Source organism: Paenirhodobacter sp. YD-8, assembly GCF_056590935.1.
Genome location: NZ_CM152649.1, coordinates 885,491 through 900,260 on the forward strand (window position 1 = coordinate 885,491; position 14,770 = coordinate 900,260).

The following is a 14,770-nucleotide window of genomic DNA, read 5'->3' on the forward strand; positions in this document are numbered from 1 at the left end:
TTTTCCCCGATGATGGGGCCTTGCGCGGGAAAGGAAAGGGGCGCTCAGTCGCGGATGCCGGCGAAGCGGTTTTGCCAGTCCTCGCGTTCCTCGTCGGCGATCTTGCGGAACAGCACCTCGGGCGTGGTGAAGGCATGGCCCACCGGCAGCACCTCGAGCGCGGCGCGGATGTCCTCGGGCCAGCTGCGATCCTCGGTCTGCATCGCGGCCAGCATCGTGGCGGCGGCATCGGGAATGAAGGGCTCGGACAGCACCGCATAGAGCCGCACCAGGTTCAGCGCGAGACGGGTCTGCGCCGCAGCCTGCGCCGGATCGGTCTTGAACACGGTCCAGGGCGCGGCGGCCTGCAGGTATTCGTTGCCCGCGACCCAGATCGCGCGCAGCTCGGTCGCGGCCTTGCGGACTTCCTTCTCGTCCATCAGCCGTTCGTACTCGCGCACGCGGGTGGCGAGCTCGGCGATCAGCGCGATCTCGCGCTCGCCCCAGAGCCCGCCCTCGGGCAGGGCCTCGCCGAATTTCGAGCGGCAGAACTTGGTGATGCGGCTGACGAAGTTGCCGAGGACATCGGCAAGGTCTTTGTTCACCGAGACCTGGAAATTCTCCCAGGTGAATTCGGCGTCCGCGCTTTCGGGCGCATGGCTCAGCAGCCACCAGCGCCAGTAGTCGGGCGGCAGCAGGCCGAGCGCCTGGTCCATGAACACGCCGCGCCCGCGCGAGGTCGAGAACTGGCCGCCGTCATAGTTCAGGTAGTTGAACGACTTGATGTAATCGACGAGCTTCCAGGGCTCGCCCGAGCCGAGGATGGTCGAGGGGAAGGAGAGCGTGTGGAAGGGCACGTTGTCCTTGCCCATGAACTGGGTATAGGTCACGTCCTCGGCGCCCTTGTCGGTGCGCCACCAGCGCGCCCAGTCCCCGCCGGTCTTGTCCGCCCATTCCTGGGTCGCGGCGATGTATTCGATCGGCGCGTCGAACCAGACGTAGAAGACCTTGCCTTCCATACCCTGCCACGGCGCGCCCTCGAACTGCGCCGGCACGCCCCAGGCGAGGTCGCGGGTGATGCCGCGGTCCTGCAGCCCGTCGCCATCGAACAGCCATTTCTTCGCGATCGAGGTGGTCAGCACCGGCCAGTCGGTCTTGCTGTCGATCCAGGCGGCAAGCTTGTCCTTCATCTCGGACTGGCGCAGGAACAGGTGCTTCGTCTCGCGCATCTCGAGATCGGTCGAGCCCGAGATCACCGAGCGCGGGTTGATCAGGTCGACCGGGTCGAGCTGCTTGGTGCAATTGTCGCACTGGTCGCCGCGCGCCGAGGTATAGCCGCAGTTCGGGCAGGTGCCCTCGATGTAGCGATCGGGCAGGAAGCGGCCGTCGGCGACCGAATACATCTGCTTTTCGGTCACTTCGCGGATCAGCCCGTGCTCGGCCAGGACCTTGGCGAAATGCTGGGTCAGCACCCGGTTCTGCGCCGAGGACGACCGGCCGAAGTGGTCGAAGCTCAGCCGGAAGCCGGCGGCGATCTCGGCCTGAACCTCGTGCATCTCGGTGCAATAGACATCGACCGGCTTGCCGGCCTTCGCCGCGGCCAGCTCGGCCGGCGTGCCGTGCTCGTCGGTCGCGCAGATGAACATCACCTCATGGCCGCGCGCGCGCAGATAGCGGGCGTAGAGGTCCGCCGGCAGCTGCGAGCCCACGAGATTGCCGAGGTGCTTGATGCCGTTGATGTAGGGAATCGCCGAGGTGATGAGGTGACGCGCCATGATCCCGCCCTTGCTCCGGTTTTGCGGCGGTTTAACGCGGTTGTGCGGGCAAGGCCAGAGACTTTGGCCAGACCGGGGCGGGGGCCGGGGTGTCATGCCACGGTCATCTTGCGGATGTAGGCGCCGCCCCGAACGGAAGGAACGGGAATGGCCAGCATCGAGACCTCGCACCTGCGGCTTGCCTTCGGGGCGACACATGCCGTCGACGGCATCACCATGGAGGTGCCCTCGGGCGCCTTCTTCGCGCTGCTCGGCCCCTCGGGCTGCGGCAAGACCACGCTGCTGCGCCTGATCGCCGGGCTCGAGCGGCCCGATGCCGGCACCATCCGCATCGCGGGTGAACAGGTGGCCGGGCCCGGGCGCTTCGTCGAGCCGGGCGCGCGCGGGCTTGGGATGGTGTTTCAGTCCTATGCGCTTTGGCCGCAGATGACGGTGGCGGGCAACGTGGCCTTCGGGCTGAACCGGCTGCCCGCAGCCGAGCGTGCGCGCCGGGTCGAGGAAGCGCTTTCCACCGTGGGCCTTGCCCATGCCGCCGGGCGGCGCCCGCATGAGCTGTCGGGCGGGCAGCGCCAGCGCGTGGCGCTTGCCCGCAGCCTCGCCGCGCGGCCGGCGCTCATCCTGCTCGACGAGCCGCTGGCCAACCTCGATGCGCATCTGCGCCAGTCGATGCTGGCCGAGTTCCGCCGCATCCACCGCGCCTCGGGCACCACCTTCGTCTTCGTCACCCATGACCAGAACGAGGCGATGGCGATCGCGAGCCTGGTGGGCGTGATGGACCGCGGCCGGATGGAGCAGATCGCCCCGCCCGAGGTGCTGTTCGACCGTCCGGCGACGCCGATGGTGGCGCGCTTCGTCGGCAATGGCCGGACGCTGCCGGTGACGGCACTCGCGGCGCAGGGCGGGCGGGTGAAGCTGCGGCTGGGATCGCGGCTCTTGTCGCTGCCCGGCGAGGCGCCGCCCGGCCCGGCCTGGCTGTGCCTGCGCCCGCGCGATCTGTCGCTGGCCGTGGGCACGGCGGATCTGGCGGCGCGGGTGATCGACCAGCGTTTCGAGGGCGGCGAATATGTGCTCGCCTGCCTGCCCGAGGGGCTCGATCTGCCCGAACCGCTCGAGCTGCGCAGCCGCGCGGCGGTGGCGCCGGGCACGCTCGTCGGGTTGCAGCTGCGCGGCGGCTGGGTCCTGCCGCGCGAGGAGCTGGCGCCCGACACCGCGTCCGCCGAGCCGGCCTTCGCCTGATGCCGTCCCTCATCGCGATCTCGGGCTTCGATGCGAAGGGGCCCGCCTGTTTCCTGCTGCACATCGCTGGCCGGCGGTTCCTGCTCGACCTCGGCACCGGGCCCGATGCCGGGCGGATGCCCGATCTGGCGGGGGTGGGGCATGTCGATGCGGTGCTGATCTCGCACGGCCACCCCGACCACATCGGGGCGCTGTCCCTGCTTGGTCAGATCGGCCTGCCGCCGGTCTTTGCCACGGCGCCGGTCACCGCGCTGTCGCCGGCGGTGCGGGCGGTCTCGGGCGGGCTGTTGCCGGCGCGCGGCGCGGTGCTGGGCGTGCCCATCGAGACTGGCCCCTCGGGCCATGCGCCGGGGGCGGTCTGGATGCGGGTCGGTGGCGAAGACGGGCTGCTCTACACCGGCGATCTGTCGGTCGAGGGCAGCCTCTGGCCCTGCATGACCCCGCCCAGGGCCCGCGCCGCGGTGCTGGACGCAAGCTATGGTGCGGCGGACGAGGCCTTGCCCGATCAGCGCGCGGCAGTGCTGGCGCTTGCCGCCGAGGGGCCGCTTCTGCTGCCCGCCCCGGCCGCGGGCCGTGGGCTCGAGATGGCGCGGGTCTTCCTCGAGGCCGGGCATGAGGTCTTCCTTTGCCCCGCGCATCGGCGTGTTGCCGCGGTGATGCAGGCCTTTCCGGGCTGGCTCGCGCCGGGTGGTGCGGCGGCGCTCGCGCAGCTGCTGGCGGCAACCCGACCGCTTGCCCCCGAGGCGCCGGCGCGTGGCGTGATGATCGCCGCGGGGCCGAATGCCGAGGGCGGTGTGGCCGCGGTGCTTGCCGCGCGCTTTGCCGAGACCGGGGCGGCGCGGATCGTCTTCACCGGGCATCTGGGCCTTGAAACCCCGGCCGAGGCGCTGACCCGCACCGGCCGGGCCGCGTTCCTGCGCTGGAACGTGCACCCGCCGCTTGCCACCACCCGCGCGCTTCTCGACGCGATCGCCCCCGCGCAGGCGATGGCGGCCTTCACCCCGGCCGCGGGCCGGCGCGCGCTGGCCGCCGCGCTGCCTGCTGCCCCCCTTGCCGAAACTGCGGAGCTGCACTGGTGATCCTGCCCTTCGACGCCCCCTTCCTGTTCCTGCGCCATGGCGAGACCGCGGCGAATGCCGCCGACCTCATTGCCGGCGCGATGGACCTGCCGCTGACCCCCACCGGCCGGGCGCAGGCACGCGCTGCGGCGCAGACCCTTGCGGCGCTGCCTGCCGAGGAGCGGCCGGCGACGATCTGGTGCTCGCCGCTCGCCCGCGCTCGCGAGACGGCGGCGCCGGTCGCGGCCCGCCTCGGCCTGCCGGTGCGGCTTCATGCGGGGCTTTCCGAGCGCAACTGGGGCGTCTGGGAGGGCGCGCCACGCGCCACGCTGCGCCGCGACGAGACCCCGGCGGGCGGCGAGGGGCCGCTCGATTTCCGTGCCCGGATCCGCGCCGCGCTCGCCGGGCTCGAGGGCCGCACTCCGGTGCTGATCGTCGCGCATTCGGGCGTGGCGCGCGAACTCCATGCGCTGATCGGCACGGGCGCCTTCCGCCGGCCGCTGAACGGCGAGGTCTCGCGCTGGTCGCCCGCCCCCGACGGGCGCTGGCACGAAAGACCGCTCGCCGACACGGAACTGTAAAGCCACCGTCACCCGGCTGTCGCATCGCGGCGCTAGCCCACGCCCAGTTTCAAAGATCAGGGATACCCTACAATGACGATCCTGCGCCGCCTCGCCCTCGGGCTCCTCACCTCCACCGCGCTCGCCACCGGCGCGCTGGCCCAGGCCGGGGGCACGATCACCGTCTACACCTCGCAGCCGAGCGACCAGATGGCCGCCGTCGTCGAAGCGTTCAACAAGGACCACCCGGAGATCACCGTCGAGGTCTTCCGCACCGGCACGACCGAGCTGATGTCGAAGCTGCAGGCGGAGTTTGCCGCGGGCAGCAGCCCGGCCGACGTGATGCTGATCGCCGATGCCGTGGCGATGACCCAGCTGAAGAACGACGGCCGCCTTTACGCCTATGACACTGCGCCGCTTGCCGGCATTCCGGCCGCGGTCGTCGATCCCGACCACACCTTCTTCGGCACCAAGCTGATCACCACCGGCATCGTTTACAACACCACGCTGGTGAAACAGGCGCCGACCTCCTGGGCCGACCTCGAGAAACCCGAGATCGCGGCGCAGACGATCATGCCGAGCCCGCTCTATTCCGGTGCGGCGGTGATCCATGTCGGCACCATGGTGCAGCAGCCCGAATTCGGCTGGCCCTATTACGAGGCGCTGGCGAAGAACGGCGCGGTCGCGGGCCAGGGCAATGGCACCGTGCTCGAGGCCGTGGCGCGCGGCGAGAAGGCTTATGGCATCATCATCGAATACATGGCGATGAACGCCAAGGCGAAGGGCTCGCCCGTCGATTTCGTCTTCCCGAAGGAGGGCGTCTCGTCGATCACCCAGCCGGTCGCGATCCTGAAGGACAGCGACAACATCGAGGCGGCGAAGGTCTTCGTCGACTGGGAACTGGGCCGGGCGGCGCAGGAACAGTCGGCTGCGCAGGGCTATTTCCCGATCCTCGAGGGCGTGGCCCAGCCCGCGGGCTATCCCGACCCCGCCTCGTTGAAGATCCTGTCGGCCGATCCGGCGAAGATGCTCGCCGCCGACAAGGAAACGAAAGAGACCTTCTCGGATCTCTTCGGTGGCTGATCTGACGGCCTCTGCCGCGCGCGCGGGTCTGCGCGCGCGCCTTCCGGGCGGTGACGGTCTCGTCATCGCCCTGATTGCCCTTTACGTCCTCGGCCTTGGCCTGTGGCCGCTGGCGCGGCTGCTGCTCGAGGCCTTCGGGCCCGACGATGCCGGCCGCCCCCTTGGCCTGATCCGCGAGGCGCTTTTCAGCCGCGCGGCGGGGGCGGCGCTGACGAACACGCTCGCCGCCTCGGCCGGATCGGTCGTCGTTTCCGTCACGCTCGGCACCGCACTGGCGCTGGCGCTCGGGCTGATGCGGCTGCCGGGGCGGGTGGCGATGACCTTCCTCGCGCTCGCGCCGATGCTGATCCCGTCGCAGATCATGGCGCTCGCCTGGATCGAGCTTTTCGGGTCATCCTCGCCGATCCTCGCGCCGCTGGGCCTTGCCCCCGGGGCCGGGGCGCGCAATCCGCTTTACTCGGGCGCCGGCGTCGCCTGGCTGATGGGGATCGAGCACATGCCGCTCGTCTTCCTGGCCGTGCGGGCGGCGCTGGGCGCGGTGCCCTCGGATCTGGTCGAGGCGGCGCGGATCGCGGGCGCGGGCCCGATGCGCATCGTCGCGCGGGTGATCGCGCCGCTCTGCCTGCCGCAGATCCTGGCCGGCGCGATCCTCGCCTTCGCGGCGGCGGTCGGCAATTTCGGCGTGCCGGCACTTCTGGGCATTCCCGGCCGTTTCCCGATGCTGACGACGCTGATCTATCAGCGGCTGAATGGCTTCGGCCCGCAGGTGCTCGGTCAGGTCGCGGTGCTGGCGCTGATGCTGATCGGGCTGGCGGGGCTGGCGCTGCTCGCCCGCGCCGCACTGATCCGCCGCCTGTCGGTGCCGGTGGCCGCGGGGCGGCCCTTCGCGGGCTTTGATCCGGGGCGCGGGCGCGGGCTGGCACTTGCGGCGCTCTGGGCCGTGCTCGGGGTGCTGCTGATCGCGCCGATCGCGGCGCTTCTCGGCACGGCGCTGGTGCCGGCGCTTGGCATGCGGCTGACGGCCGAGACGGTGACGCTCGCGAATGTCACGCAGACGCTCGCCGATCCGGTGATCCGCCGCGCCTTTGCGAATTCGCTGGGCCTGTCGCTGACCGCGGCGGCACTGTCGGCGCTGGTGGCGCTGCCCTTCGCCTGGTTCGCGCAGGTCGCCCGGCAGCCGCTTCTGCGCCGGCTCGACACGCTCGCCGACGCCCCCTTCGTGGTGCCGGGAACGGTGCTCGCTCTGGCGATGATCCTGGTCTTCCTGCCGCCGCTGCCGGGGCTGGGCGTGTCCGTCTATGGCACGCCGGCGATCCTGCTGTTTGCCTATCTCGCGCGCTTCCTGCCCCTGGTGCTGCGCCCGGTGGGGGGCGTCGCGCAGGCGATGGAGCCCGCGCTTGACGAGGCGGCGCGGATCGCCGGCGCCCCCGCGCTGCGCCGCATCGCGCTGATCTTCACGCCGCTTGCGGCGCCCGCCGCGGCCGCAGGCGCGGTGCTGGTGGTGATGACCGCCTTCAACGAGCTCACGCTCTCGGCGCTGCTGTGGTCGGCCGGGACCGAGACCGTGGGGGTGATGATCTTCGCGCTGCAACAGCAGGGCAACTCGACCGGAGCAGCGGCGCTCTCGGTGCTGTCGCTTGCCCTGGTGCTGGCGCTGGCGCTCCTGACCGACCGCATCGCGCGCCGCTCGGCCCCCTGGGTGCTGCCCTGGCGCGGCGGCGTCTGAGCTCGGCCGCCGCCGGCCACGCCCCGGCGGCGCGTCTTTCTGCCCTGTCATTCCGTTGCGGAATGCTGTGCCGCATGCGCTGATCGCACCTGCGCCGCGGAGCGAACCGACCGCGCTGTGCTGCCGATGTGGCCGCTTTCGAGGCCAGCGCGCGGCGGACTCGGCGGAAACGGACGGAAATTCCGAAAATCCCGTTCTTTCACAGCCGGCAAAGAATCGTTCTTTGCCGGCGAAATCGCGCCCAAAGATTGGGCGCTTCGCGGAGCGCGTTCCGCCGCAATGCTCCTGTGGCCCGCCGTCGCACTGTGCAGCCCGCTGGGATTCAATGGAAATCCGAATGTTCATTCTGAAACGGAATGAGCTTTTGCGCATCGCTTGATTGTCTGCGATGCCGCTTCGTCGCCGATCTGAAGACGAGCCCGCGGCCCTGCCGCCCCGGGTGCCAGCAGAAGAACCGTCTCATCAGGGAGTGCCCCCGTGATCCACCCGTTCAAGACCCTCGCCGCGCTCGGCCTTGCCGCCGTGCTCGGCCTTGCCGCCCCCCTCGCCGCAACCGCCGGCTCGCCCGAAGAGGGCTGGGCGGGCGTGCAGGCCGCGGGCAAGCTGCGCTGCGGCGCCGCCGTCTTCCCGCCCTATGTGATGCGTGACCCGGTCACCGGCGAATACAGCGGCTTCTTCGCCGACCTGTGCCGCGAGTTCGGCGAGGAAGTGCTGAACGTGCCGGTCGAATTCGTCGACACCACCTGGGACAACATCGTCGCCGGGCTGCAGGCCGGCAAATGGGACCTGTCGCTCGCGCTGAACCGCACGCCGACCCGCGCGCTCGCCATCGCCTTCTCAGACCCGGCCGTGCCCTACGAGATCACGCTCCTTTACAACAAGGACAACCCGAAGATCCCGGCGGGGGCGAAGAGCCTGGCCGATCTCGACAAGGAAGACGTCACCATCGCCGTCGTCTCGGGCACCGCAATGGACAAGTCGGTCTCGCCGCTGGTGAAGAAGGCGAAGATCGTGCGCCTGCCGTCCTCGGATGAGGCGCGCCTTGCGGTGATGTCGCGCCGCGCCGATGTGCTGGCCGACCCGTCCGACACCAACCGGCTGTTTATCGCCGCGAACAAGGACTGGGCCGTCGATCTGGCGCCCGAACCCGCCATCGCCAAGCAGGGCATCGGCTTCGGCCTGAATGCCGGCTTCCCGGCGAAGGACATCGACGCGCTGAACATCTTCATCGAGGAGAAGGTCGCCACCGGCCACGTCGAGGCGCTGGTCGAGAAATCGGTGCAGGAGGTTCTGGCCGAGGGCCAGTGAGCCCCACCCAAAACCGGCGGGCGGGGGCCGACCTCCGCCCGCCCCACTGCACGAAGGCAAGGACGATGGCTCAGGACAAGCTCCTCAAAATTCACAACCTGCACAAATCCTATGGCGATCTGGAGATCTTCAAGGGCCTGACGCTCTCGATGGACCGCGGCGACCGGCTGGTCATCATCGGCCCCTCGGGCGGCGGCAAGTCGACGCTCCTGCGCATCGTCATGGGGCTCGAGGACATCGTCGGCGGCGACATCTACATGAACGGCAAGCCCTATATCCTGCGCGACGGGGCGAAGACGAAGATCGACCGCAAGCTGCAGGCGCGCGTCGGCATGGTGTTCCAGCACTACACCCTGTTCCCGCATCTCGACATCCTGCGCAACCTGACCCTTGCCCCGGTGAAGACCCGCGGCATGTCGCGCGCCGCGGCCGAGGAAAAGGCGATGGGGCTGCTGACCCGCTTCGGGCTGGATGCGAAGGCCCGCGCCTATCCCTCGCAGCTGTCGGGCGGGCAGAAGCAGCGCGTTGCGATCGCCCGTGCGCTGATGCTCGATCCCGATCTGTTGCTGTTCGACGAGGTGACCTCGGCGCTCGACCCGGAACTCGTGGCCGAGGTCGAGGCGGTGATGATGGAGCTGGCCGAGGCCGGCATGCCGATGATGATCGTCACCCATGACATGCATTTCGCCCGCAACATCGCCAGCCGCGTGGTCTTTGCCGCCGGCGGCGTGGTGGTCGAGGACGGCCCGCCCGAGCAGGTGCTCGACGCCCCGCAGGTCGCCCGCACCCGCGAATTCGTCGAGCGCGTCTTCGCGAAGAAGAGGTGAGGGCGCGATGAGCTACGATCTGCAGTTCTTCTACGTCTGGCAGAACCTCGACAAGCTGGGGCAGGGGCTTGTGGTCTCGCTCGAGCTCACGGGGCTTGCGAACCTGATCGGGCTGACGCTGGGCTTTGGCGTCGCGCTGCTCCTGCGCGCGAAAAGCGCGCTGCTGCGCGCGCCCGCCGCGGCGATGGTCGAGGTCTTTCGCTGCACCCCGGTGCTGGTGCAGGTGGTGTGGTTCTTCTACTGCGTGCCGATCCTGTTCAACCTGTTCATCGACCCGATGGTGATGGGGGTGCTGGCGCTTGGGGTGAACCTTGCCGCCTTCAACGCCGAGGGCTACCGCGCCGCGATCCAGTCCGTCCCGCGCGAGCAATATGACGCCTGCGCGGCGCTTGGCCTGACCGGCTGGACCCGGATCCGCCATGTCATCCTGCCCCATGCCCTGCGCGCTGCGCTGCCGGTGCTGATGACGAATGGCATCACCATCTTCCAGCAAAGTGCGCTGGTCGCGCTCGTGGCGATTCCGGACCTGATGTACGAGGGCAAGATGCTTGCCACCGAGACCTATCGCCCGATCGAGACCTATACCGTCGTCGCCGCGATCTATTTCGCGATCTCGGCGCCGGTCTCGCTGATCGTGCAGCGCATCGAGGCGCGGTTCGACCGCGTCCAGGCCTGAGGAGGCGTTCCGATGATGCATTTCGACCCCATGGTCCCGTTCAAGTACTGGGACGCGCTGCTGATCGGGCTGTGGATGAGCCTGCGGCTGACGCTGATCTGCCTGGCCCTCGGCATCGCGCTCGGCTTCCTCACCTCGCAGGCGCGGCGGTCGCGGTTCATGCCGCTGCGGGCGCTCGCCACCTTCTATGTCGAGCTGTTCCGCGGCACGCCGGTGCTGATCCAGCTGTTCTGGATCTTCTACTGCCTGCCGCTGCTTCTGGGTTTCGAGCCGGGCAACTTCGCCTCGGCGGTGGTGGCGCTGACCCTCTATGCCGGGGCGATCACCTCGGAGACCTTCCGCGCCAGCCTGAAGTCGATCCCGCGCGAGCAATATGACACCTGCCGCGCGCTCGGCATCACCGGGATGAGCCTCGCGCTCTGGGTGGTGCTGCCGCAGGCGCTCTTGCGGGCGATCCCGACGCTTTTGTCGAACGCGGTCGCGCTCTTCAAGGAAAGCGCGCTGATCTCGGCGGTCGGCATGGCGGATCTGATGTTCATCGGCTCCTCGATCTCGAACCGCACCGGGCGCCCGGTCGAGATGCTGACGGCGATCGCGGTGATCTATTTCGCCGTGGCCTTCCCGCTGACCCGCATCGTCGGCCGCGTCGAGGCGCGGATCCTGCGTCGCCTTGCTGTCTGAGCGGCAGAAAATGCTTGTCTCGGCGCGGGGGGCGGGCGAAAGCAGGCGCGATCTGCTCGGAGCCCTGCTGATGAAAACCCCGCGCCGTTTTCTGCCGTCGCTGTCGCTGCTGCAGGCCTTCGAGGCTGCGGCCCGGCTGCAGTCGATCACCGGCGCCGCGCAGGAGCTGTCGCTGACGCAAAGCGCCGTGTCGCGGCAGATCCGGGCGCTCGAGGAACAGCTGGGCACCTGCCTGTTCCACCGCGAGAAGCAGACGATCCGGCTGACGCTGGGCGGCGCCTCCTATGCGCGCGAGGTGCGCGAGGCATTGCAGAAGATCTCGCAGGCCTCGATGAACCTGCGCGCGAACCCGCATGGTGGCACGCTGTCGCTCGCCATCCTGCCCACCTTCGGCACGCGCTGGCTGGCGCCGCGGCTGCCGGGGTTTCTGGCGGCGAACCCGGGCATCACTATCAACCTTGTCACTCGGCTGACGCAGTTCGACTTCCGCAACGAGGCGGTCGATGCCGCGATCCATTTCGGCCGCACCGACTGGCCGGGTGCCGATTGCGTCTATCTGATGGGCGAGGACGTGGTGCCGGCCTGCGCGCCGGAGGTGCTGGAACGCTATCGCTTCGGCACGGCGGCCGATCTGCGCACGGCGCCCCTTCTGCACCTGACCTCGCGCCCCGACGCGTGGGAGCGGTATTTCCTGCGCCATGACGTCGATGCGCAGAACGTGCATGGGATGCTGTTTGACCAGTTCGCGACGGCGGCGCAGGCGGCCGCGGCGGGGCTGGGCGTGGCGCTGCTGCCGACCTTCCTCATCGACGACGAGATCGCGGCGGGGCGGCTGGTGCGGGCGCTTGATGCGCCGATGCGCTCGGAAGAGGCCTATTACCTGTGCTGGCCGCACGATCAGGACAGCTACGAGCCGCTGCAGGTGTTCTGCAAATGGCTGACGGCCGAGACCCGCGCCTTCGAGGCGGCGCGGGCCGCTGCGGCGGGCTGATCAGCCCGCCATCCGGTCATGGGCGAGGATCGCCGCGGCCAGATCCTCGAGCCCCGAGCCCACCCCCTTGAACAGCGTGATCTCGCCCTCTGACCGGCGCGGGAACAGGTTCTCGCGGCACAGGGTGTCGAGCGTGCCCTCGATGTCCGCAAGGCCGATCGCGCCCGAGGCGAGCGGCTGCGCGATGTCGCCGCTTTCCACCCGCGCGTGATCGGTGTCGAGGAAGATCCGCGCGCGACGCATCACCGCGTCATCGGCCTCGCGCATCTCGGGGGTGAAGGAGCCGATCAGGTCGATGTGCTGACCCGGGCGCAGCCAGTCGCCGCGGATCAGCGGCGCGCGGGCGAGCGTGGCGCAGGAGATCACATCGGCGCGCCCGACCGCCGCGGCCAGGTCGGTGACCGCCTGCGCCGCCATGCCCTCTGCACGCAGCTCGGCCGCCAGCGCCTCGGCCGAGGCCGCGGTGCGGTTCCAGACCTCGACCGTCTCGATCGGCAGCGCGGCGCGATAGGCCTGCGCGAGGTTCGCGCCGACCCGGCCGGCGCCGACGATCAGATGGTGGCGGCTGTCGGGGCGGGCCAGGCGTTTCGCCGCCAGCGCCGAGGCCGCCGCGGTGCGCCGCGCCGTCAGCTCGCCGCCATCGAGGATCAGCGCATGCGCGCCGGTGCGCCGGTCGAACAGGATATAGCTCGAGGCGATCGCCGGCAGGCCGAGCGCGGCATTGCCCGGGTGCACGTTGACGATCTTCACCCCGCCCCAGCCCTCCGCCTGCCACGCGGGCATCAGCAGCAGCACGTCTTCGGGGCCGCCGGGGGTGGTCATCAGGTGCTGGTGTCGCAGCGGCACCTCGCCGCCGGCGCGAAAGCCGGCGTCGAGGGCCTCGATCAGCGCGTCGAAGGGCAGGGCGGCGCGGGTTTCCGCAAGGCTCAGGATCTTCACGGGCGTTCTCCTATGCGGCCTCGAGCCAGCGCGCGCGGGCCGAGACGTCGCGCAGCGCCGGGGTTTCGCCGGTGAGGTGCTGAGCCAGGATCTCGCCCGCACCAAGGCTCATGGTCCAGCCGAGCTGGCCGTGTCCGGCGTTGATCCAGAGGTTGGCGAAGTCCTTCACCTTGCCGAGGAAGGGCGGGCCCGCGGGGGTGGTCGGGCGCAGGCCGGTCCAGAATTCGGGCGTGTCGAGGTCGACCGCCGCGCCGAAGCTGCGCCGCACATAGTCATCGAGCAGCTTCACCCGCTCGGCCGGCAGGCTGCGGTCGCGCCCGGCGAATTCGGCAATCGCCGTCACCCGCAGCCGGTCGCCGTAATTGGCGACGGCCAGCAGCTCGGTCTCGTCGACGAAGGGCAGGCGCGGCACGCCGGCGGGGTCGGTGATCCGCCAGGTGCCGGAATAGCCCTTCACCGGATAGATCGCCGGCGCAAAGCCGAGCGGGCGGGTCAGGTCGGGGGTCTCGACCCCGGTCGCCAGAACCACCTGCGCGCAGGGCACCGGGCCGGCCGAGGTCTCGACCGTGACGATCCTGCCGTCGCGGCGGGTGAAGCCGGTGACGTCGGTGTCATAGCGGATCTCGACGCGGCCGGTTTCGGCCAGCCAGGCGGCGGTGCGGCGGGTGAAGAGATGGCAATCGCCGACCGAGTCGATGCGGCTGAGCAGCCCGCCCGCCAGACGCTCGCGCATCGCCGCAAGCCCCGGCTCGCGCGCGATCAGCGCCGCGGGATCCAGCGCCTCGATCTCGCCGCCGGTGCCGACCTTGGCGGCATAGCTGCGAAACTGCGCGCCGTCCTGAAACAGGTAGAGCGCGCCCTCGTGCCAGGTGGCGACGGGCAGGCCCATCTCGGTCTCGGCCGCCTTCAGCATGTCGCGGCTGAACCGCGCCAGCCGCCGCTCGCGGTCGCTGTTCACCGCATTGGCCGAGCCGGTGCAGTGGCGCAGGAAGTCGATCCCCCACCGCCACAGCGCCGGGTCCATCAGCCGGCTCACCCGCACCGCCGGTTCGCGACCGAGCAACGCCCGGCCAAGCGCTGGGATCGCCGCGGGCTCGGCCCAGGCCTTGGCATGGCCCACCGCCATCATCCCGGCATTCCCGCGCGAGCACAGCTCGGCCGCGCCCGGCAACCGCTCGATCAGCGTGACGCGCCGCCCGCGTTTCGCCAGGGCACGCGCCGTCATCGTGCCGATGACCCCCGCACCGATCACCACCACCCGGTCGTCTTGCATCTTTTTCTCCTTACGGGGTCTCGCGCAGGTCGCAGACCCACAGAACGATTGCCGGCTCCGCCTCCAGCGAGACCAGCGCATGCCCCATCGCACTGTCGAAGGCGAAGCTGTCGCCGGGGGCGAGGTCGACGGGGGCGTAATGTTCGGTGAAGACGCGCACGCGGCCGCTTTGCACCACCACCTGTTCCTGACCGGGGTGGGCCTGCAGCGTCTCGAATGCATCCAGGCTGCGGGCGCGGATCTCGGCGCGGAAGACGAGGTAGGGCTTGCGGATCACGTCGTCGCACAGCAGTTCGAGCCGGTAATGCGGCGTCTCGATCACCCGCCCGTCGCCGGCCCGGGTCAGCGAGCGCCAGCCCGCGAGCCGCTTCATCGTGCCATAGCTGAGCAATTCCTCGATGCCGGTGCCGAGGCCGCGGCAGATCTTCGCGATCACCTCGAAGGTGGGCGACAGCTGACCGCTTTCGATGCGCGACAGCGTCGCCGCCGAGACCCCGCTTTCCGTCGCCAGCGCGGTCAGGGTCAGCGCGCGGTCAAGCCGCATCGCCTTCAGGCTGGCGCCCAGCGAGGGCGCCGGCGCGGCGGCGGGGGCGGTTTCGGCGCTGTCACGGATTTCGGTCTTCCACATTGCGGGTCCTTTCGTTGCGCCGAACATGTG

At 70.1% G+C, this 14,770-nt stretch carries 14 protein-coding genes; 10 read left to right on the forward strand and 4 right to left on the reverse strand.

Going from position 1 to position 14,770, the window contains the following annotated elements:
• Positions 1-44 precede the first annotated feature (44 nt).
• Positions 45-1,754: a methionine--tRNA ligase gene (gene metG / locus AC0QTQ_RS04365; RefSeq protein ID WP_480258411.1), complete on the reverse strand. Its 1,710-nt coding sequence runs from the start codon at positions 1,752-1,754 to the stop codon at positions 45-47.
• Positions 1,755-1,901: 147 nt separating this feature from the next.
• On the opposite strand from metG, the gene AC0QTQ_RS04370 reads away from it, so the two are divergent.
• The 10 genes from AC0QTQ_RS04370 to AC0QTQ_RS04415 all read left to right on the forward strand — a co-directional run bounded on the left by AC0QTQ_RS04370 (position 1,902) and on the right by AC0QTQ_RS04415 (position 11,900).
• Complete coding sequence (locus AC0QTQ_RS04370; protein ID WP_480258412.1) at positions 1,902-2,990, forward strand: ABC transporter ATP-binding protein; 1,089 nt, start codon at positions 1,902-1,904, stop codon at positions 2,988-2,990.
• Entirely contained in the window at positions 2,990-4,069 is a 1,080-nt protein-coding gene (locus AC0QTQ_RS04375) for an MBL fold metallo-hydrolase (protein WP_480258413.1), read from the forward strand. The genes AC0QTQ_RS04370 and AC0QTQ_RS04375 overlap by 1 nt, the downstream gene beginning before the upstream one ends.
• Positions 4,066-4,629 (forward strand): histidine phosphatase family protein, encoded by a 564-nt coding sequence (locus tag AC0QTQ_RS04380; protein ID WP_480258414.1) that lies wholly within the window; start codon positions 4,066-4,068, stop codon positions 4,627-4,629. The genes AC0QTQ_RS04375 and AC0QTQ_RS04380 overlap by 4 nt, the downstream gene beginning before the upstream one ends.
• Before the next feature lie 72 nt (positions 4,630-4,701).
• Positions 4,702-5,691, forward strand: a complete 990-nt coding sequence (locus tag AC0QTQ_RS04385) for an ABC transporter substrate-binding protein (RefSeq protein ID WP_121530146.1) — start codon at positions 4,702-4,704, stop codon at positions 5,689-5,691.
• The gene (locus AC0QTQ_RS04390) at positions 5,684-7,417 is read left to right on the forward strand and encodes an ABC transporter permease (RefSeq protein WP_480258415.1); all 1,734 of its coding nucleotides are present in this window, start codon (positions 5,684-5,686) and stop codon (positions 7,415-7,417) included. The genes AC0QTQ_RS04385 and AC0QTQ_RS04390 overlap by 8 nt, the downstream gene beginning before the upstream one ends.
• 477 nt (positions 7,418-7,894) lie before the next feature.
• The gene (locus tag AC0QTQ_RS04395; RefSeq protein ID WP_121530148.1) at positions 7,895-8,725 is read left to right on the forward strand and encodes a substrate-binding periplasmic protein; all 831 of its coding nucleotides are present in this window, start codon (positions 7,895-7,897) and stop codon (positions 8,723-8,725) included.
• 65 nt (positions 8,726-8,790) lie between these two features.
• On the forward strand, positions 8,791-9,552 hold the full coding sequence (locus tag AC0QTQ_RS04400; RefSeq protein WP_480258416.1) for an amino acid ABC transporter ATP-binding protein: 762 nt from the start codon (positions 8,791-8,793) through the stop codon (positions 9,550-9,552).
• Between the two features lie 7 nt (positions 9,553-9,559).
• Positions 9,560-10,228, forward strand: coding sequence for an amino acid ABC transporter permease (locus AC0QTQ_RS04405; protein ID WP_480258417.1), 669 nt, complete (start codon positions 9,560-9,562; stop codon positions 10,226-10,228).
• Between the two features lie 12 nt (positions 10,229-10,240).
• Complete coding sequence (locus tag AC0QTQ_RS04410) at positions 10,241-10,909, forward strand: amino acid ABC transporter permease (RefSeq protein WP_121530151.1); 669 nt, start codon at positions 10,241-10,243, stop codon at positions 10,907-10,909.
• Between the two features lie 70 nt (positions 10,910-10,979).
• A complete protein-coding gene (locus tag AC0QTQ_RS04415; protein WP_121530457.1) occupies positions 10,980-11,900 on the forward strand; it encodes a LysR family transcriptional regulator in 921 nt (306 codons plus the stop codon).
• Here the strand turns inward: AC0QTQ_RS04415 and lhpI are convergent, their stop codons facing one another.
• The 3 genes from lhpI to AC0QTQ_RS04430 are packed head-to-tail and all read right to left on the reverse strand — an operon-like array spanning position 11,901 to position 14,740.
• Complete coding sequence (lhpI, locus tag AC0QTQ_RS04420) at positions 11,901-12,839, reverse strand: bifunctional Delta(1)-pyrroline-2-carboxylate/Delta(1)-piperideine-2-carboxylate reductase (protein ID WP_480258418.1); 939 nt, start codon at positions 12,837-12,839, stop codon at positions 11,901-11,903.
• 10 nt (positions 12,840-12,849) lie between these two features.
• On the reverse strand, positions 12,850-14,112 hold the full coding sequence (locus tag AC0QTQ_RS04425; RefSeq protein ID WP_480258419.1) for an FAD-dependent oxidoreductase: 1,263 nt from the start codon (positions 14,110-14,112) through the stop codon (positions 12,850-12,852).
• Between the two features lie 10 nt (positions 14,113-14,122).
• Positions 14,123-14,740, reverse strand: coding sequence for a helix-turn-helix domain-containing protein (locus tag AC0QTQ_RS04430; protein WP_183077410.1), 618 nt, complete (start codon positions 14,738-14,740; stop codon positions 14,123-14,125).
• Between the last annotated feature and the right edge of the window lie 30 nt (positions 14,741-14,770).

Excerpts from the sequence above, each read along its gene's own strand:
- metG (WP_480258411.1), bottom strand. The coding sequence starts at position 1,754 with ATGGCGCGTCACCTCATCACCTCGGCGATTCCCTACATCAACGGCATC.
- AC0QTQ_RS04370 (WP_480258412.1), top strand. The coding sequence starts at position 1,902 with ATGGCCAGCATCGAGACCTCGCACCTGCGGCTTGCCTTCGGGGCGACA.
- AC0QTQ_RS04375 (WP_480258413.1), top strand. The coding sequence starts at position 2,990 with ATGCCGTCCCTCATCGCGATCTCGGGCTTCGATGCGAAGGGGCCCGCC.
- AC0QTQ_RS04385 (WP_121530146.1), top strand. The coding sequence starts at position 4,702 with ATGACGATCCTGCGCCGCCTCGCCCTCGGGCTCCTCACCTCCACCGCG.
- AC0QTQ_RS04400 (WP_480258416.1), top strand. The coding sequence starts at position 8,791 with ATGGCTCAGGACAAGCTCCTCAAAATTCACAACCTGCACAAATCCTAT.
- AC0QTQ_RS04405 (WP_480258417.1), top strand. The coding sequence starts at position 9,560 with ATGAGCTACGATCTGCAGTTCTTCTACGTCTGGCAGAACCTCGACAAG.
- AC0QTQ_RS04410 (WP_121530151.1), top strand. The coding sequence starts at position 10,241 with ATGATGCATTTCGACCCCATGGTCCCGTTCAAGTACTGGGACGCGCTG.
- AC0QTQ_RS04415 (WP_121530457.1), top strand. The coding sequence starts at position 10,980 with ATGAAAACCCCGCGCCGTTTTCTGCCGTCGCTGTCGCTGCTGCAGGCC.
- AC0QTQ_RS04425 (WP_480258419.1), bottom strand. The coding sequence starts at position 14,112 with ATGCAAGACGACCGGGTGGTGGTGATCGGTGCGGGGGTCATCGGCACG.
- AC0QTQ_RS04430 (WP_183077410.1), bottom strand. The coding sequence starts at position 14,740 with ATGTGGAAGACCGAAATCCGTGACAGCGCCGAAACCGCCCCCGCCGCC.